Here is an 18,942-nt window from a genome sequence, read left to right on the forward strand (position 1 = left end):
CCTTGCGCGCCCAATGCCCTCTAAGGAGACGTCATGTCAACGCCGATCGAACTCGCGAGCCTCGACCTCGCCGCCCTGATCGCGAGCCGCCTGTGCCATGACGTGATCAGCCCCGTCGGCGCCATCGTCAACGGGCTCGAAGTGCTTGAGGAAGAGAAAGACCCCGCGATGCGGGAGATCGCGCTCGACCTCGTGCGCAAAAGCGCCGAACAGGCTTCCGCCCGTCTGCAGTTTGCCCGCCTTGCCTTCGGCGCGGCCGGTTCCGCCGGCGCCCAGATCGATGTCGGCGATGCCGAACAGGTGGCGCAGGGCATCGTCCGGGACGCCAAGGCTGAGATGAGCTGGTCGGCCCCGCGCGTGCTGCTGCCCAAGAACAAGGTCAAGCTGCTGCTGAACATGCTTGTCATCGCCATGAGCACGGTGCCGCGCGGCGGCACGATCACGGTGACGGTCGAGGGTAATGAACCGGACACGGTGTTCAAGATCGTAACGACGGGGCCGATGGTGCGGGTCGCCGCGGGCGTCGTCGAACTCCTTGCCGGTACGCCGGCGGACGGGCGGGTCGATGCGCATGTCATCCAGCCCTTCTATACGGGGCTCGTCGCGCGCGAGGCCGGAATGTCCGTATCGATTGATATGGAAGGCGAAACTGTCGTGCTGCACGCACGTACAGCTTCGGTTTAACTCGCGGTTAACCATAACCCGAGTTTGACGGGCACGGCGTCTGGCGGCCCTGGGAAGAAAATCGGCCTCAACCCGGCGGTAACCGTTTCACTTTACCAATCATCCTGACGCCCGAAAAAGCTTGGGGGCTGGCGTCGGGAGACAGTTATGGATGATCTTCTTCGGGAGTTTCTCACCGAAACGAACGAGTCACTTGATGTAGTCGACATCGAACTCGTGAAATTCGAGCAGGATCCCAATAACGCGAAGATCCTCGATAACATTTTCCGTCTGGTCCATACGATCAAAGGCACGTGCGGTTTCCTTGGCCTGCCGCGGCTTGAAGCCATCGCGCACGCCTCCGAGACCCTGATGGGCAAGTTCCGCGACGGTGCTGCGGTCAATACCGAAGCCGTCTCGCTGGTTCTGACCTCGATCGACCGAATCAAATCGCTTCTCGCCGAGCTCGAGCGCACCGAAGCCGAGCCGGAAGGCGAGGATCGCGATATCATTTCCCAGCTCGAAGCCATGTCGCAGGGGGTCGGAACGGCGAGTGCCGTTCATGCACCGGCTCATGCCGCCCCGCCGCCGGCTCCGCCCGCGCCAAAGGCCGAAGACAAGCCGATCATTGTTCAGACGCTCGAGCGCGATCTGCGTCCGGGCGAAGTTTCGCTCGACGATCTCGAAAAGGCGTTCCGCGAAACCGCACCCGAAGAGACGCCGGTGAAGGCCGCAGCTCCCGCTCCGGCCGCTCCCTCCGAAAAGGAAGTGCGCATCGGCGAAGTATCCGAGGAAGAGCTGGAGCGCGCGTTCCGCGAGGCCGACGGCCCGGAACTCGGCCCGGTGAAATATGAGCGCGAAGCGGCCCCGGCGCCTGCAGCCGCGGCTCCGGCCGCACCGGCTCCGGCCGCGCCTGCTGCCGAGAAGCCCGCGGCCAAAAAGCCCGAACCGAAAAAGCCGGCGGCTGCTGCTGCCGCCGACGATGAGGGTGGCGGCAAGCTCGAAAACTCGATCGCCTCGCAGTCGATCCGCGTCGGCGTCGATACGCTCGAACATCTGATGACCATGGTTTCGGAACTGGTGCTGACCCGCAACCAGCTCCTCGAAATCGTCCGCCATCACGAGGAGTCGGAATTCAAGACGCCGCTGCAGCGCCTGTCGAACGTCACCGCCGAACTTCAGGACGGCGTGATGAAGACCCGCATGCAGCCGATCGGCAATGCCTGGCAGAAGCTGCCGCGCGTCGTCCGCGATCTCGCTCAGGAATTGGGCAAGAAGATCGAACTCGACATGCACGGCGCCGAGACCGAGCTCGACCGCCAGATCCTCGACATCATCAAGGATCCGCTGACGCACATGGTCCGCAACTCGGCGGACCACGGCCTTGAGCCGACCGAAGACCGCAAAATGCTGGGCAAGCCTGAAAAGGGCACGATCCGGCTGTCGGCCTTCCATGAAGGCGGCCACATCATCATCCAGATCGCCGATGACGGCCGCGGCCTCAACGTCGACCGCATCAAGAAGAAGGCCCTGGAAAACGGCCTTGCGACCGAGTCCGAACTCGAGCGCATGAATGAAAGCCAGATCCAGAAGTTCATCTTCCATCCGGGCTTCTCGACCGCCGCGGCGGTGACGAGCGTGTCCGGACGCGGCGTCGGCATGGACGTCGTCAAGACGAACATCGATCTCATCGGCGGCACGATCGACCTGAAATCGGTGGTGGGCGAGGGGACGACCTTCACCATCAAGATCCCGCTGACGCTCGCCATCGTTCCGGCGCTGATCGTCGAAGTCGCCGGCGACCGCTTCGCCATCCCGCAGATCGCGGTGATCGAGCTTGTCCGCGCCAACGCCCAGTCCGAGCATCAGATCGAGCACATCAAGGACACGCCGGTTCTTCGCCTGCGCAACAAGCTCCTGCCGCTCATCCATCTGCGCAAGCTGCTCGGCCTTGCCGATGCCGATAACGTGGAAACCGGCAACGGCTTCATCGTCGTGACGCAGGTCGGCCCGCAGACCTTCGGCATTGTCGTCGACGGCGTCTTCCACACGGAAGAAATCGTCGTCAAGCCGATGTCTTCGCGTCTGCGTCACATCACCATGTTCTCCGGCACGACCATTCTCGGCGACGGCTCGGTGATCATGATCATCGATCCGAACGGCATCGCTCATGCGGTCGGCTCGGACGTCACCGCCGCCGCGTTCAAGTCGGCCGAGTCCGAAGAGCACAAGGGCCCGACGACCAACCAGCTGGTTTCGATGCTGGTCTTCCGCTCCGGCGGCCAGGAGCTCAAAGCGGTTCCGCTGTCGCTCGTCACGCGTCTCGAAGAGATCGACGTCAAGAAGATCGAGGTCTCGAACGGCCGCAACCTCGTCCAGTATCGCGGCAGCCTGATGCCGTTGATCGAAGTGACGGAAGAAACGAAAATCCGCGAAGACGGCGCCCAGCCGCTTCTCGTCTTCTCGGAAGACGGACGCTCGATGGGCCTCATCGTGGACGAGATCGTCGACATCGTCGAGGATCAGCTGAATATCGAAGTCGCCTCCACTCAGCAGGGCATTCTCGGTTCGGCCGTGGTCAAGGGTCAGGCGACCGAGATCATCGACATCGCCCATTATTTGCCGCTCGCCTTCGACGATTGGCTGATCCGCAAGGAGCAGAACAAGACCGGTCCGGCACGGCCGCGCCATCTTCTGTTCGTCGACGACAGCGCCTTCTTCCGCAACATGCTCCTGCCGGTTCTGCGTGCGACGGGTTACGAAGTGACGGCGGTCGGCAGCGGTCCCGAAGCGCTCAACCTGATGAAGGCGGGCCAGACCTTCGATGTCGTCGTCAGCGATATCGAAATGCCGGAAATGAGCGGATTTGATCTAGCCGAAGCTGTGCGCGCCGATTCACGTCATGCAAACGTGCCGATCATCGCGCTGTCCTCGCTGACCACCGCAGACGCGCTCGAGCGCGGCCGCAAAGCGGGCTTTGACGACTATGTCGCCAAGTTCGACCGGCCCGGCCTGATCGCGGCGCTGAAAGAAAACACCGCTCAGATGGAGCACGCGGCATGAACAAGCCGGCAGCCACCACCAATTCCGACGAAGTCGTCGAATACGTTACCGTCATCATCGACGAGCAGCTGTTCGGGCTTCCGATCAGCCGCGTCCAGGACGTCTTCTCGCCCGACCGGCTGACGCGCGTGCCGCTCGGCCCGGCGGAAGTTTCCGGTGTTCTCAATCTGCGCGGCCGTATCGTGACAGCGATCGACATGCGCGTGCGCCTCGGCCTGCCGAAGCGCGACGGTTCCAGGCCGCCGATGGCGGTCGGTATTGACCATCAGGGCGAAGCCTACGGTCTTCTGATCGATCAGGTCGGCGAAGTCATGAAGCTGCCGGCGTCCGGACGCGAAGCCAACCCGGCAAATCTCGATCCGCGCTGGGCGAAGATTTCAGACGGTGTTCATCGTTTGGATGGACAATTGCTCGTCGTTCTCGATGTCGAAGAAGTTCTGCGCAACGGACCCGAAAACCTGGCCGCGTAGGGATGGCGGCGGGTAAAAGGAGCTAGAGATGAAAACGTGTTTGGTGGTCGATGATTCCAGCGTGATCCGAAAGGTCGCGCGCCGGATTCTCGAAAAATTCGACTTCAAGATTTCGGAAGCCGAAGACGGCAGCCAGGCAGTTGAACTGTGCCGGCAGGCTATGCCGGATGCCATTCTCCTCGACTGGAACATGCCTGTCATGGACGGCTACGAGTTCCTCAAGGAACTTCGCGCAATGCCGGGGGGCGATGCGCCGAAAGTTGTCTTCTGCACGACGGAGAACGATGTCGCTCACATTGCCCGGGCGCTTCGCGCCGGCGCCAATGAGTACATCATGAAGCCGTTCGACAAGGACATCGTCGAGGCGAAGTTCCAGGAAGTCGGACTGATCTAATCTGCAAAGCGAGACTTGCGAGCGTAATTGAGTATGGCCATCCCTGCCGTAGCCCCCTCCCTGGAACATGACCGCCCGATAAGGGTCATGGTTGTCGATGACGCGCTCGTTGTACGCGGCATCGTTTCGCGCTGGCTCCAAGAGGAGAGGGGCGTCGAAGTTGTCGCGACGCACCGCTCCGCAAAAGGCGGCCTTGACGATCTTTTCCGGGTCCGTCCCGACGTCCTGATCCTCGACATCGAAATGCCCGACATGGACGGCGTCACCGCGCTGCCGCTCTTTTTGTCGAAACAGCCGGGCCTTGCCGTGATCGTCGCCTCGACGCTGACGCGCCGCAATGCCGAGCTTTCCATTCGCTGCCTTTCGCTCGGCGCGATGGACTGCCTGGCCAAACCCCAGACGTCCGGCGAGATGACGTCGACGAACGATTTCCGCCGCGAACTGATCGACCGCGTCCGCGCGCTCGGCGGCCGTGCGGTCGCCCGCGCCCGCCGTCAGGGCGAACCCGCGCCCCCGCCGATTGCGCCGCGCACCCGTCCGGCCGTCAGCGAAGTTCTGAACGATCCGGCACAGCGTTCCGGCCCGCCGGATAATTCGTTCCTGCGCCGCTCCAACGAGCCGCTGCGCGTCCGTAAAATGCCCGCCATCGTGCCGCGCGCGCTCGTCATCGGGTCGTCGACCGGCGGTCCGCAGGCGCTTGCGGTGCTGTTTGCCGGCATCAAGCCGCTTTTGCCGCGCGTGCCGGTGCTGGTTACCCAGCATATGCCGCCGAGCTTCACGACCATTCTGGCCGAGCATCTCGGCCGCGTTGCCGGCGTGCCCTGCCACGAACCGGTCGACGGCGAACACATCCACGCCGGCACGATCTATGTCGCACCGGGCGGTAAGCACATGAAGGTGGCGCAGAGCGCGGAGGGCCCGGTGGTCCGCATCACCGACGAGCCGCCGGTCAATTTCTGCAAGCCGGCGGTCGATCCGCTGTTTTATTCGGCCCGCGATCTGTGGGGAAATCATCTTCTGGCCGTTGTTCTGACGGGCATGGGTTCGGACGGCGCCCGCGGTGCGCTGGCGATCGCCGAAGCCGGCGGTGCGGTTATTGCTCAAGACGAAGAAACAAGCGTGGTGTGGGGCATGCCGGGCGCGACGGCGCATGCGGGTGCCTGCTCGGCGATCCTGCCGCTCAATTCGATTGCGCCCCAGCTTGTCAGCATTGTTACGGGGGAGCGTAGATGACACCCGCAGATCTCGAATTCCTGGGCAAGTTCCTGAAGGAACGCTCGGGCCTCGTGCTGGTCGGCGACAAGACCTATCTCATCGAGAGCCGTCTTATGCCGATCGCGCGCAAGCATAATATGGCTTCGCTTGCGGTGCTGATGCAGCAGCTTCGGGCGGGCTCGCCCAATCTCGAAGGCGAAGTCGTCGAAGCGATGACGACGAACGAGACGTTCTTCTTCCGCGACAAGCTGCCCTTCGACCTGTTCACCGAAACCATGTTGCCGGCGATGATCCAGCAGCGCTCCTCGCAGCGCCGCCTGCGCATTTGGTGCGCCGCCTGTTCGACGGGCCAGGAACCTTATTCGCTGGCCATGCTGCTCGAAGAGCAGGGGGCCAAGCTCGCCGGCTGGAACATCGAGATCCTGGCGACCGATCTTTCCGGTGAAGTTCTCACCAAGGCCAAGGCCGGCCGCTTCAGCCAGTTCGAAGTGCAGCGCGGTCTGCCGATTCAGCTGCTGGTCAAGAATTTCGAGCAGGTCGGCGATCTGTGGGAGCTCTCGCAGAAGATCCGCAGCAAGGTGACCTTCCGCCCGATCAATCTTCTGCGCGATTTCGGCCCGCTCGGCACGTTCGACATCATCTTTTGCCGCAACGTGCTCATCTATTTCGATGAGCAGACCAAGGTCGACATTCTGAACCGCCTTTCGGCCTCGCTTGCGCCGGACGGGTTCCTGGTTCTCGGCGCGGCAGAAACCGTGGTCGGTCTGTGCGACCGCTTCAAATCGGTTCCCGACAAGCGCGGCATGTATATCCGCAATATGGCGGCCGATGCGGCCCGCCAGCCGATGCGGATTGCCGTCGGCGCGACGCGCTAAAAACGCGAATCACCTCAACAAAAAAAGCCCCGCCGAAGCGGGGCTTTTTTTGTTTCGGACTCGAGACCTTAAGATCAGGCGCTGGCGCGCATATCTTCCGGCGGTTCGCGCAGCACATAGCCGCGGCCCCACACCGTTTCGATGTAGTTTTTGCCATCGGTTGCAGAGGCAAGTTTCTTGCGGAGTTTGCAGATGAAGACGTCGATGATCTTCAGCTCCGGCTCGTCCATGCCGCCATAGAGATGGTTGAGGAACATCTCCTTCGTCAGGGTGGTGCCCTTACGCAGAGAGAGCAGTTCCAGCATCTGGTATTCCTTGCCCGTCAGATGCACGCGGTTGCCGCCGACTTCGACCGTCTTGGTGTCGAGGTTCACCGTCAGATCGCCGGTGTTGATGACCGACTGGGCATGGCCCTTCGAGCGGCGGACGATGGCGTGGATGCGGGCGACCAGTTCATCCTTGTGGAAGGGCTTGGTCAGGTAGTCGTCGGCGCCGAACCCGAGGCCGCGAACCTTGTCTTCGATGCCGGCAAGGCCCGAGAGAATGAGGATCGGGGTTTTGATCTTGGCAACACGCAGCGAGCGCAGAACCTCATAACCCGACATGTCGGGAAGGTTCAGGTCCAGAAGAATGATGTCGTAGTCGTAGAGCTTGCCGAGATCGACACCCTCTTCGCCGAGATCGGTCGTGTAAACGTTGAAGCTTTCCGACTTGAGCATCAACTCGATGCTCTGCGCGGTCGCGCTGTCGTCCTCGATCAGAAGCACGCGCATATTATCCCTCCACCGCTTCCTTGCGGCCCGGCAAATCACCTGAACTGGACGCTACCCGCGAATGGTTAACAGAGTTTGATTCGCGTCGGCAAGCTGGCTGGGCGGTTGAGTTAAGCTACTGTGGAGTCTCGATTTTCATGCTGAATAAAGTTTAAACGAAAACCTTAGGTTCAGCCGCTAACCGACTCTCCAGACTCGTATTCAAGTGACCGCCCCGGTCCGGTTGAGGAGATTCCCGTGGTTAAATTTCCGATGCCAAATCATTAACGCTGGACGTAAACGAACCGTTACCATCCACAGCGAATCATAAAGGCGATCAAAGGAAACGCCGATGAAGGGCCTCATTCAGGCAGCCCGTGACATTCCCGAACGCGAACTCTTCGGTCGCGTCGTCGGTGTGCGCGGTCTTCTGATTGAAGTTGCGGGCCCGCTCGGATCCATGGCGGTGGGCGGGCGCATCGATATTGAGGTCGGGCCGGGCCGCACCGTGCCGTGCGAGGTCGTCGGCTTCGAGGACGAGCGCGCGCTCCTGATGCCGTTCGCGACTCTGGAAGGCGTGCGCCGCGGCTGCAAGGCGCTGGTCGGCACCGACCATGCCGGCGTGCGCCCCAATTCCAAATGGCTCGGCCGCGTCATCGATGCGATGGGCCGGCCGATCGACGGAAAAGGGCCTTTGCCCGAAGGGCCGCTGCTGTTCCCGTTCCGCAATTCTCCGCCGCCGGCGCATTCCCGAAAAAGGGTGGGCGCGCCGCTTGATCTCGGCGTCAGGGCGATGAACACGTTTCTCACCTGCTGCCGCGGCCAGCGCATGGGCATCTTTGCCGGCTCCGGTGTCGGTAAATCCGTGCTTCTGGCCATGCTCGCGAAATACACGAAATCGGATGTGGCTGTGATCGGCCTTGTCGGCGAACGCGGCCGCGAAGTGCAGGAATTTCTGCAGGACGATCTCGGCGAAGCCGGTCTGAAGCGCTCGATCGTTGTCGTCGCGACCTCCGACGAGCCGGCGCTGATGCGCCGCCAGGCGGCCTATATGACGCTCGCGCTCGCCGAATATTTCCGCGAAGAGGGCAATGCGGTCCTGTGCATGATCGATTCGATCACCCGCTTTGCGATGGCGCAGCGCGAGGTCGGTCTCTCAGCCGGTGAGCCGCCGACGGCCAAGGGCTATACGCCGACCGTTTTCTCCGAACTGCCGAAACTTCTGGAACGGGCCGGACCGGGAGCCGGCGAGGGGACCATCACCGGCCTGTTCACGGTGCTTGTCGACGGCGATGACCATAACGAGCCGGTGGCCGATGCCGTCCGCGGCATTCTGGACGGCCATATCGTCATGGAGCGCTCGATTGCCGAACGCGGGCGCTACCCGGCCATCAATGTCCTCAAATCCGTCTCGCGGACCATGCCGCGCTCGGCCGACCCGGAATTCATGCCTTTTGTCGCCAAGGCAAGGCAGGTCATGGCGACCTATTCGGATATGGAGGAATTGATCCGGCTGGGGGCCTACCGGGCCGGCTCGAGCGCCGAAGTCGACGAAGCCATTGCCCTGCATGAGCCTCTCGAAGCTTTTCTTTCGCAAGGTAAGGAAGAAGCAACCACAATGAGGGAAGCTTACGAGCGTCTATCCCGAATTATCTCGAGTTCGGAAACTGAACGCTAACCGGCTTGTGTAATGAGTAGGCCACTATGAAATCGCGTGACACCCTGATCCGCCTGAAACGCTTCCATGTCGATGAGAAGCGCCGCCGGGTTTCGCAGATCGAAACCATGATCGCCGAGTTCCAGCGCATGGCGTCGGACCTCGACCGCGAAATCGCCGCCGAGCAGCAGCGCGCCGGCATCCACGATGTAAGCCATTTCGCCTATCCGACCTATGCCCGTGCCGCCGGCGCCCGCCGCGACAATCTTCTGCGCTCCGCCGAGGATATGAAGGGGCAGCTGGCTGAGGCTCAGGACGAACTGGCGGAAGCCTTCGAAGAGCTGAAGAAGGTCGAACTGCTCGATGAGCGCGACCAGGCCCGCGAAAAGGTGGCGGAAAAGACCCGCGATCAGGCGAGCATGGACGAAATCGGCCTGCAGGCGCACAACCGGCGCGCCTCCTGATCCAAACTCGAATCGGTACTTTTACTCCGCGGCGATCATCAGCCGCGGATCGGGCTTGCGCGTGAACACCGCTTTGTTGCGGGTACGCACCTCGTTGATCCGGCGATCGCTCTCGGCGAAATGGCGCCAGGATTTTTCCATAGATAGAAGGACGTCGCGCTCAGCCGTCGTCTTAGCTGCAGCTGCGAGCTGAGCATAGGTGTCGGCCTGAACCGCATACCGCGAACGATACATGACTGACTCCACGACTCTCCGTCGCCCCCTTGATCGCATCCTGTGCCGATCTGCCGGGAAAGCCAGTACGTTCGGGGTTTACCCCCGTTATTAACAGTTTGTTAACTTCTTGACCGCCCGGGCGACTCAGAGTCCGCACGCACATTCGGGTCAGAAGATAAGCGCGTACGCGCAAACCTGGACGATGATGTAGATCACCACACACCAGGCAAAGATGATCACGGCTCCGACGTCGAGCATGGCTGTTCCCCCCAGTCCATTGGGCGCGGAGTAAACGGCAAAAACGACCTTCGGTTCAGGGGGAATCGGCCACACTCCGTCACCGAGACGGAGTGAGGTTTACGGAAGCTTTTCCGCATCAATGACGTGTTTGAAAACCGAAAGCCTAAGCGGCGGCTAAGGCTGCGACACTTCTACCGCCGCTTCCGATGCATGGCTGGCTAGATCGCGGCGACCGTTTTAAGTCTCGCCCGCGGGTGGATTTCCGACTGCGACAGCACCGGAGTTTGGCTGCGGAAGCGGTCGATGATCGAGCGGACGAAGGGCCGGATGCCGGCGCTGGTCAGCAGCACCGGAACCTCGCCCTGGCGCGCGGCGTCCTCGAACCGGTCGCGGACAAGGCCGATGAACTCATGCAGTTTCGACGGCGCCATTGCGAGCTGCCGATCGTCGCCCTGGCCGACGATTGATTCCTGGAAGGCCTGCTCCCATTGCGGTGAAAGAACGATGAGCGGCAGCGTGCCTTCGGGCGAGGAATATTGCGCGCAGACCTGCCGGGCGAGGCGGGTGCGTACATGTTCGGCGATGGAGGCCGGGTTGCGCGTCCAGCCGACGGCCTCGGCGACGCCTTCCAGAATGGTGCCGAGGTCGCGGATCGAGACGCGCTCGCCGAGGAGGAATTGCAGCACGCGCTGGATGCCGGTGATCGAGATCTGGCCGGGGACGATGTCTTCGATGAGTTTTGCCTGTTCCTTCGGCATGTCCTTGAGCAGCTTCGAGACTTCGCCATAGGACAAAAGCTCGGCCATGTTGGCCTTGAGGATTTCGGTGAGATGCGTCGACATCACGGTCGGCGCATCGACCACCGTGTAACCGCGCACCGAGGCTTCCTCGCGCAGCGCCGAATCCACCCATGTCGCCGGGAGGCCGAAGGTCGGCTCGAGCGTGTGATGGCCGGGCAGGGAGATCTGGCCGCCCGACGGGTCCATGACCATGAACTGGCCGGGGAAGACCTGGCCGGTGCCGCTCGGCGTTTCCTTGACCTTGATGACATAGTTGTTGGCGCCGAGATGCACATTGTCGAGCAGGCGCACCGACGGCATCACAAAGCCCATATCGGACGCGAACTGGCGGCGCAGCGCCTTGATCTGTTCGGTCAGACGGTCCTGGCCTTCGGGGCCATCGACCAGCGGCAGGAGGCCGTAACCGAGTTCGATCTTCAGATCGTCGATGCGCAGGCTTTCCGAAATCGGTTCTTCCGCCGGAGGCGCTGCCGCCTGCACGGCTTGGATCTGCGCAAGGCGCACCTGTTCGGCGGCGTTGGCGCGGCTCGTGCGGTCGGCCCTGAAAGCGAGATAGCCGGCGCCGCCTGCAAGCGCGAGGAAGGGCAGCGCGGGAATGCCGGGAAGGATGGCGATGACGGCCATAACGCCCGCCGACATGCCGAGCGCTTTGGGATAGCCCGAGAGTTGGTCCATCAGCGCCTTGTCGGCGGAGCCCGAAACGCCCGCCTTCGAGACGAGGAGGCCGGCGGCGGTCGAGACGATGAGCGCGGGGATCTGCGTGACGAGGCCGTCGCCGACGGTCAGAAGCGTGTAGGTGGAGCCGGCTTCCGACAGCGACATATCGTGCTGCGCCATGCCGATGATGATGCCGGCGACGATGTTGATGACGGTGATCAGAAGGCCGGCGACGGCATCGCCGCGCACGAATTTGGAGGCGCCGTCCATGGCGCCGAAGAAGGAGCTTTCGTCCTCGAGATCCTTGCGGCGCTTTCTTGCCGTCGCCTCGTCGATGAGGCCGGCGGACAAATCGGCGTCCACCGCCATCTGTTTGCCGGGCATGGCATCGAGGGTGAAGCGCGCGGCGACTTCGGCGATACGGCCGGAGCCTTTCGTGATGACGACGAAGTTCACGATCACGAGGATCGCAAACACGATAATGCCGATGACGAAATTGCCGCCCATGACGAAATTGCCGAACGCCTCGATGACGTGGCCGGCGGCGGCGGTGCCGTTCTGGCCTTCGGCAAGGATCAGGCGCGTCGAAGCGAGGTTGAGCGCCAGGCGCATCATGGTCGCGACGAGGAGAACCGTGGGGAAGGACGAGAATTCGAGCGGCGCCTGGATGAACAGCGCCGTCATCAGAATCAGAACCGAGAAGATGATCGAGAACGCCAGAAACATGTCGAGCATGACCGGCGGCAGCGGCATGATCAGCACGACAAGGATGGTCAGAACGCCGAGCGCGAGCCCGATATCGCCCTTTTTCAGGAAATCGAGCATATCGCCGGCAAACTGGCGCGAGCCGGCGGCGGCGTTCGCGGCGCTGAGGTCAGCCATTCTCTCTCCCGAGGGCACGCGGCGGAACGACGAGCCGTAATGCGGCGTCGGGGTCGGCGCGAGCGGACTGACATTCATCTGCGCCTCCTGGCTCGCCTAACTTCCGGCGGGCGGTACGGGGCACGCGACTTCAATCACCATGACGCGCCGGACGCAGACAGGTCCGGCTCTTTACCCGGCAGAATTTGCCGGGTGCATGGTTAATGGCTGGTTAAGAGACAGGCCGTTCCGGGACTTAGCGCCGGATCGGAATGATCTTGGCGGTGTCGGGGGTGCGGTTCAGGGCGCGGCTCAGCTTGTCGGCGAGTTCGGATTCCACGAACGGTTTGCGGACGATCCCGTCCTCGTCGGCTTCGGTCAGGGCGTCGGCATCTGCATAGCCGGTGGCGAACAAGATGGGCATTGAAGCGCTGCGGGCGCGGATTTCGCGGGCGACGTCCGCGCCGTTCATGCCGGGCATAGCGAAATCGAGCAGGACGAGATCGATGTCCTTGTGCGTGTCGAGCATATCGAGGCAGGCGCCGCCGCTGCCGGCCTCGACCACGGCATAGCCGAGATCCTGAAGAATGCTCCGCGTCACTTCACGGACCGCGCTGTCGTCATCGACCAGGAGGATCGTGAGGCCCGACGCGCGTTGCGTTACGGCGGCGGGCGGGGGAGCGGGCTCCACTTCCGTCGCCGTGCTCGCTCGCGGCAGATAAAGTTTGACCGAGGTCCCTTCGCCGACCTTGGTCTGGATGCGCACGCCGCCGCCGGATTGTTTCGCCAGACCGAGAACCTGGCTAAGGCCAAGCCCGGACCCTTTGCCGACTTCCTTGGTCGTAAAGAAGGGCTCGAAAACTTTGGTGACGACGTCATCGGGCATGCCCGATCCGGTATCGCTGACTGACACGCAGATATATTCGCCCGGCGGCGGCTCGGACGGGGAACGCGGTTCGCCGAGCGACACATTGGACGTCTCAACCGCGAGCGTGCCGCCGACGGCCATGGCATCGCGGGCATTGATCGCGAGATTGAGGATCGCGAGCTCAATCTGCGTCGGATCGATCATGGCCGGCCAGAGCCGCTTTGCCAGTACGGTCTCGATGCGCACGCTGCCGCCCATCGTGCTTTGCAGAAGATCGCGCATGCTGGCGACGGTCTCGTTGAGATCGACCGGCTTCGGTTCGAGCTTCTGCCGGCGCGAGAAGGCCAGCATCTGCGCCGTTAGCTTCGCGCCGCGTTCTCCGGCTTCCGCCATCATGTTGAGGCGGCGCGTTTGCGCCGCATCGGTCGCGCCTTTCTGCATCTGCCGGACATTGCCGAGAATGACGGTGAGAAGATTGTTGAAGTCGTGCGCGACGCCCGATGTCAGCTGGCCGACGGCTTCCAGGCGTTGCGCCTGACGCAGCGCGGATTCCACCCTTTCACGCTCGGTAATCTGCGAGGCTAATTGGCGGTTCGCAGCTTCAAGCTCCGAAGTGCGTTCCTCGACGCGGCGTTCCAGCAAAGCCTCGCCGCGTTTGATCTCTTCCATGCGCTCGCGCGCTTCATACTGCCTGAGGCGTCCGCGGAAGGCGGTGCGCACGACGCTGACGAGTGTGGTGGGGTGAAACGGCCGTTCGAGAAAGGTGACATTGCCGAGCATCGTCAAAAGGCGGCCGGCGGCCGGGTTGCGCTCAAGACCTCCGCCCCGCGGCGACAGAACAACGAACGGAAAATCGGACCAGGCCGGCTGCTTCTCGATCCATTCGGAAAGGCACGTCGCATCGGCATCGATCAATGCCTCTTCGACGACCAGCGCAACAGCCGCTTCCTGTTCGAGACGCACGCAGAGCTCAGTAAGGTCCGCGCAAGCGTCTGCTGCAATGCTGGCTTCCCGCAGCACCGCGGATGCGATCGCCGCGTCCCGTCCCGAGGGCGCGAGGACAAGGACGCGTTCGGACAGGGGAGCGTCTGTCATTCCGAGGGATCGCCCATGAGGCGTCCGTTCTTGCCGACGAAATTCGGAACGCCCCGCAGCACGCCGTGGAAGCCCTCAAGCGGCTCGCCGATCGAAAGCCCCTTTTTTGAAATTTCAAAATCGCGGATTGTCTTTTCGTGAACGCCCGCGCGCTTCTTGATGATGGACACGGCGCGATGCACGCGTCCCGCCGCCTCGAAATAGCGCAGCAGGATCACGGTATCGGCGAGATAGGTGACATCGACCGGCGCTTTCATATCGCCCACAAGGCCGTGCTGGGCGACGGTCAGGAAGGTCGTCGCGCCTTGGCGGTTCAGATATTGCAGCAGTTCATGAATGTGCAGGATGAGGAAGTTCTCTTCCGGCATCGCCGCCTGATAGCCGTTGAGGCTGTCGATGACGATGGTCTTGATCTGATGCTCGTCGACGCAGGACCGGACCTTTGACGAGAACTCGCCGGGCGACAGCTCGGCGGCGTCCACCTGAACGACGCTGAGATTACCCTCTTCGATCATCCCTTCCAGATCGATCCCGAGAACCTTCATCCGGTCGTAGAGTAGGCCGAGTTCTTCGTCGAAAATGAACAGCGCGGCCTTCTCGCCGCGCTTGATCGCAGCGACCGCAAAGGAGATCGCAAACAGCGATTTGCCCGTACCTGCGGGGCCAAGAATGAGTGCGCTCGATCCGCGCTCGACGCCGCCGCCGAGCAATGCATCTAGACTCGCATTGCCGCTCGAGATCGGCGTGCGGTCGAATTTCGTCCGGTGTTCGGCCGCAACAAGCCGCGGATAGACGTCGAGCCCGCCGGTCTTGATCGTGAAATCGTGAAAGCCGCCGCGAAATCTGCGGCCGCGATATTTGACGACACGGACCCGCCGCCGCTCTGCGCCGTATTCGGGCGCCAGTTCTTCGAGCCGTATCACGCCATGCGCGACGCTGTGCACGGTCTTGTCCTGCGTGTCCGTCGTCATGTCGTCGAGCAGCAGAACGGTGGCGCCGTGCTTTGCGAAGTAGTGCTTCAAGGCGAGAACCTGACGCCGGTAGCGCAGCGAGCTCTGCGCGAGGAGGCGGATTTCGGACAGGCTGTCGACGACGACGCGGTGCGGCTTGTATTTTTCGACCGTCTCGAAAATCAGCCGCGTGGTTTCGCCGAGTTCGAGATCCGACGAATAGAGCAGGCTCTGCTGCTGGTTTTCATCGAGCAGGCTTTCCGGCGGCACGAGTTCGAATATGTCGATGCCCTTCAGATCCCAATGATGGGAGAGGGAGCTCGACCGTAGTTCCTCTTCGGTTTCCGACAGGGAAATATAGAGGCAGCGCTCGCCGTTCTTCACGCCGGCGAGAAGAAAGCTCAGAGCCGACGTGGTTTTGCCGGTTCCGGGGGAGCCTTCGAGCAGATACAGGCGGTCGCGTTCGAAGCCGCCCGAGGTGATGTCGTCGAGGCCGTGAATCCCCGTCGACGCCTGCTCGGTTAAATCGGAAGTCTTCTTGGCCACGCCTTTGCCCCTCTCTGGAACGTCCAGAGAGCTAAACGCGAAACCCCGATTTTGGATGCAATCTGCGCGGCGGCCTTCGGCCGCGCCTGTTTTCTGTATCTGTTCCAGCCGGTTAAGGGACGGTTGAACTCACAGTGGTCAGGCAGTAGCCGAGACTTCCAGTGGGTCCGGCCGCGGCGGCGGCGGCGGAACTTCGCCCGTGATGACCATTTCGAATTCGCGCAGGCGCTTATAGACCGAAAGCAGGGCGACGATCGTGGACCAGGAGTTCACGAGGTACTGGAAGGACTCCCGCACCTTGTCGAAGGCGTTGTTGATCTGCGTAAAAATGCCGAGCGTGATGACGCCGGCAATGACCGTCGGGCCGAGCAGGATCAGCGGGAAGATATTGTCGACCTGCAGATAGAGGTAACGGGCGACGTTGAAGTACATATAGTTGAAATAGAGCCGGAAATAGTTGCGCCGGACATTGCCGAACAGTTCGCTGACTGTCGGCGGGCGGGCGCGGTCGGCGTTATCTTCGCCGTAAACCAGCTCCTTGCGGTAGGCGGCTTCGACACGCTGGTTCTTGAATTCCAGTCCGGGCAGCCTGATGCCGACAAGGGCAAGAAAAGCCGTCCCGAAAGCCGACCAGAAGATCGCAGCGAAAACGAGCGCGTGCGGCACCGGCCCGATGAGAGGCAGTTCAGCGACATGCTTCGACAGATTCATCAGGATCGGCAGGAAGGCCACGAGGATCATGACCGAGCGGACCAGATCGATGCCGAGATCTTCCATCGTGCGAGCGAAACGCATCGTATCGTCCTGAACGCGCTGCGAGGCGCCTTCCACCGTGCGCAGCTTTTCCCAATGCGTCATGTAGTAGTTGTTCATCGCCGTGCGCCAACGGAAGATCCAGTGGCTGACGAAGAAAGCGTTGAGCACCGCGACGACGATGGCGACCAGAAGCAGACCCGAAACCGTTGTGAGCTGCCCGTAATATTGATCGGCCGTAACGACGGCGGTCTTCGCGAACGCGCCCTGGATCAAATCGTAGAAGGGGCCGTACCAGGCATTGAGCGCGACCGATACCTGAACCTGGAAATAGGTCAGAAACAGGATCAGCGCCGAGCCGAGGATCGACCATCTTGCCCAGGGATGCGGTGCATAAAGCTGCCAGAACAGCGCAAACAGCAGAACCGCGACCGTGAAGTAGATGTAGAACCAGACAAAGGCCGGCGACCAGAACACGGTCACGCTGCCGACTTCGCCAGCCTCGCCCGCGGTAAGGCCGAATTGAGCGCCCAGATCCGCGCCGCCCGAATACCAGAGGACGATACACAGGGCGGACCAGATCGCGACCGACCAGAAGAACATTTTCGGGCGGGGGAAAAAGGAAACAAACAAAGGGCTGCTCCTGAAAGAGGTCGCTGGCGGTATGGCATTTCACGCCTGCTTCGGCACCTGAATGTTTGGAAAGGTTTTGCTCATCCTGTTTTGAGGCGTCCTGCCGCAGTTTGTGCCGGATTCATGACGGTGGGCGTAATCGCGTGTTAATTTCAATGGGTTAGCAGAGTGCCAATCGTTCGGATCAGTTGCTTTTAGTTGTGTTGGGGGCGTTCCGTGGACCTCACGGTGTATGATCGCAGGGCCCTTCGGGTTCGCTGGGTGCTGGCACTCGGTCTGATTTCAACCTCCCTGTTCTGGTATCTCGCCGATTTCCATCCTGAGCTGCTTGGGATTTCCGACGCGGAGTGGTTCGCCCCCGCGCTCATGCTCGTCTTCATGGCCGGGTTCGGCGGTTATGCGAACGGCCTGATCCGGGAGCTGCGCTCGCACGCGACGGAGCATCATAGGAAGAGCGAAGAGGCGCGCCTTCTCGCCCGCATCGACCCGCTGACGAAGATTCTGAACCGTGCGACCTTCCTCGACGATCTCAATGCGAAGATCCGGACCGCCCAGACCGGCGCGCCGGTCGCGTTGTTTGTGGTCGATCTCGACCGCTTTAAGGCGATGAACGATATTTTCGGCCACGCTTTCGGCGATGCAGTGCTGAAGCGTGTCGGCCATGTGCTCGGCCGCGAAGTCGGCGTCGAGAATGCCGGCCGCCTCGGCGGCGACGAGTTCGCCTTCATGCTCACCGGCGCGGTCTCGCAATCGATCTGCGAGACGGTGGGCAACCGCGTTCTCGAAGCCTTGAACGAAGCCGTCACCGTGTCCGGACGCAGTGTCCAGATCGAGGCCTCGATCGGCGTGGCCTGGAGCCCGGAGCATGATATCGATCGGCTCGATCTGATGGGATGTGCCGATCTTGCGCTTTATCTCGCCAAACAGGGCGGGCGCGGGCGCGTCGCCTGTTTCGACAGCGGCCTTATGAAGGAAGAGCGCTACCGCCGTCAGATCGAGCGCGAGCTGCGCGGCGCCATTCTGATGAACGAGCTCGAAATCCATTATCAGCCGATCCATGGCCTGACCGATGGCCGCATCAGCAGTCTCGAGGCTCTGGTGCGCTGGCGCCACCCGGTGCGCGGCCTGATCTCGCCGGCCGATTTCATTCCGATCGCCGAACGCTCATCCCTGATCGAGAAGCTCGGCGACTGGGTGTTCGCCCGCGTCTGTGCCGACGCCGCACACTGGCCGGGGCTGAAGGTCTCGATCAATGTCTCGCCGGTTCAGCTCAAGGCGCGCGGCTTTCTCGACATGGTGAAGAAATGCCTCCTCGCGACCGGCTGCAGTCCGCAGAACATCGCCATCGAGATCACCGAAGGCGTCATCATGGATGAGATGGCGGGGCAGGCCGAACATTTGCGCGAACTCCGCGCGCTGGGCATCGGCATCTGGCTCGACGATTTCGGCTCGGGCTATTCGGGCCTTTCCTATCTGCGCGATTTTCCCATCGATGTGATCAAGATCGACAAGGGGCTGGTGCAGGACATGGCGTCGAACCATGCCAACCGCGTCTTCGTCTCGGCCATCGCCCAGCTCGGGCACGGGCTCGACCGGCAGGTCGTCGCGGAAGGTATCGAAACCGAGGCCGATCTGACGTTGGCGCGCGCCGCGGGCTGCTCGCATGCGCAGGGCTATCATTTCGCCCGGCCGATGGCCGCGAAAGACATTGCCGCCTATGCCGGGTTCGGGGCGAGCATCCGCGCCGCCTGAGCGGCGCGGTTTCTCTCT

General features: G+C 62.1%; 15 protein-coding genes. 9 read left to right on the top strand and 6 right to left on the bottom strand.

The window, feature by feature from the left end:
• Positions 1-33 precede the first annotated feature (33 nt).
• The 6 genes from chpT to IZ6_RS03570 all read left to right on the top strand — a co-directional run bounded on the left by chpT (position 34) and on the right by IZ6_RS03570 (position 6,680).
• Positions 34-684, top strand: a complete 651-nt coding sequence (gene chpT, locus IZ6_RS03545; RefSeq protein WP_222876636.1) for a histidine phosphotransferase ChpT — start codon at positions 34-36, stop codon at positions 682-684.
• Positions 685-831: 147 nt separating this feature from the next.
• A complete protein-coding gene (locus tag IZ6_RS03550; protein WP_222876637.1) occupies positions 832-3,726 on the top strand; it encodes a hybrid sensor histidine kinase/response regulator in 2,895 nt (964 codons plus the stop codon).
• A complete protein-coding gene (locus IZ6_RS03555) occupies positions 3,723-4,196 on the top strand; it encodes a chemotaxis protein CheW (RefSeq protein WP_222876638.1) in 474 nt (157 codons plus the stop codon). Before IZ6_RS03550 ends, IZ6_RS03555 begins: the two co-directional genes overlap by 4 nt.
• Before the next feature lie 28 nt (positions 4,197-4,224).
• Positions 4,225-4,590 (top strand): response regulator, encoded by a 366-nt coding sequence (locus IZ6_RS03560; protein ID WP_222876639.1) that lies wholly within the window; start codon positions 4,225-4,227, stop codon positions 4,588-4,590.
• Between the two features lie 27 nt (positions 4,591-4,617).
• Positions 4,618-5,823 carry a protein-glutamate methylesterase/protein-glutamine glutaminase gene (locus tag IZ6_RS03565; protein WP_476718243.1) on the top strand — a complete coding sequence of 402 codons (1,206 nt, stop codon included), beginning with the start codon at positions 4,618-4,620 and terminating at the stop codon, positions 5,821-5,823.
• A complete protein-coding gene (locus IZ6_RS03570; protein WP_222876641.1) occupies positions 5,820-6,680 on the top strand; it encodes a CheR family methyltransferase in 861 nt (286 codons plus the stop codon). Before IZ6_RS03565 ends, IZ6_RS03570 begins: the two co-directional genes overlap by 4 nt.
• 74 nt (positions 6,681-6,754) lie before the next feature.
• Here the strand turns inward: IZ6_RS03570 and ctrA are convergent, their stop codons facing one another.
• The gene (gene ctrA / locus IZ6_RS03575) at positions 6,755-7,453 is read right to left on the bottom strand and encodes a response regulator transcription factor CtrA (RefSeq protein ID WP_222876642.1); all 699 of its coding nucleotides are present in this window, start codon (positions 7,451-7,453) and stop codon (positions 6,755-6,757) included.
• Positions 7,454-7,784: 331 nt separating this feature from the next.
• Between ctrA and fliI the strand changes: the two genes are divergently transcribed.
• Together fliI and fliJ are read left to right on the top strand one after the other, a co-directional pair.
• Positions 7,785-9,110, top strand: coding sequence for a flagellar protein export ATPase FliI (gene fliI / locus IZ6_RS03580; RefSeq protein WP_222876643.1), 1,326 nt, complete (start codon positions 7,785-7,787; stop codon positions 9,108-9,110).
• A 26-nt stretch (positions 9,111-9,136) separates the two neighbouring features.
• Positions 9,137-9,553 carry a flagellar export protein FliJ gene (gene fliJ / locus IZ6_RS03585; RefSeq protein WP_222876644.1) on the top strand — a complete coding sequence of 139 codons (417 nt, stop codon included), beginning with the start codon at positions 9,137-9,139 and terminating at the stop codon, positions 9,551-9,553.
• A gap of 21 nt (positions 9,554-9,574) precedes the next feature.
• Here fliJ and IZ6_RS03590 read toward each other — a convergent pair whose 3' ends face one another.
• The 5 genes from IZ6_RS03590 to sbmA all read right to left on the bottom strand — a co-directional run bounded on the left by IZ6_RS03590 (position 9,575) and on the right by sbmA (position 17,172).
• Positions 9,575-9,787: a hypothetical protein gene (locus IZ6_RS03590; protein ID WP_222876645.1), complete on the bottom strand. Its 213-nt coding sequence runs from the start codon at positions 9,785-9,787 to the stop codon at positions 9,575-9,577.
• A gap of 440 nt (positions 9,788-10,227) precedes the next feature.
• Complete coding sequence (gene flhA / locus IZ6_RS03595; protein ID WP_420825577.1) at positions 10,228-12,291, bottom strand: flagellar biosynthesis protein FlhA; 2,064 nt, start codon at positions 12,289-12,291, stop codon at positions 10,228-10,230.
• 292 nt (positions 12,292-12,583) lie between these two features.
• Entirely contained in the window at positions 12,584-14,290 is a 1,707-nt protein-coding gene (locus tag IZ6_RS03600; protein ID WP_225873990.1) for a response regulator, read from the bottom strand.
• On the bottom strand, positions 14,287-15,786 hold the full coding sequence (locus tag IZ6_RS03605) for an ATPase domain-containing protein (RefSeq protein ID WP_222876646.1): 1,500 nt from the start codon (positions 15,784-15,786) through the stop codon (positions 14,287-14,289). The genes IZ6_RS03600 and IZ6_RS03605 overlap by 4 nt, the downstream gene beginning before the upstream one ends.
• 138 nt (positions 15,787-15,924) lie before the next feature.
• On the bottom strand, positions 15,925-17,172 hold the full coding sequence (gene sbmA, locus IZ6_RS03610) for a peptide antibiotic transporter SbmA (RefSeq protein ID WP_222876647.1): 1,248 nt from the start codon (positions 17,170-17,172) through the stop codon (positions 15,925-15,927).
• 216 nt (positions 17,173-17,388) lie between these two features.
• Here sbmA and IZ6_RS03615 point away from each other — a divergent pair, with 216 nt between their 5' ends.
• Positions 17,389-18,924 carry a putative bifunctional diguanylate cyclase/phosphodiesterase gene (locus IZ6_RS03615; protein ID WP_222876648.1) on the top strand — a complete coding sequence of 512 codons (1,536 nt, stop codon included), beginning with the start codon at positions 17,389-17,391 and terminating at the stop codon, positions 18,922-18,924.
• The last annotated feature ends 18 nt before the right edge of the window (positions 18,925-18,942 follow it).

It is taken from the genome of Terrihabitans soli, assembly GCF_014191545.1.
GTDB lineage: Bacteria > Pseudomonadota > Alphaproteobacteria > Rhizobiales > Methylopilaceae > Flaviflagellibacter > Flaviflagellibacter soli.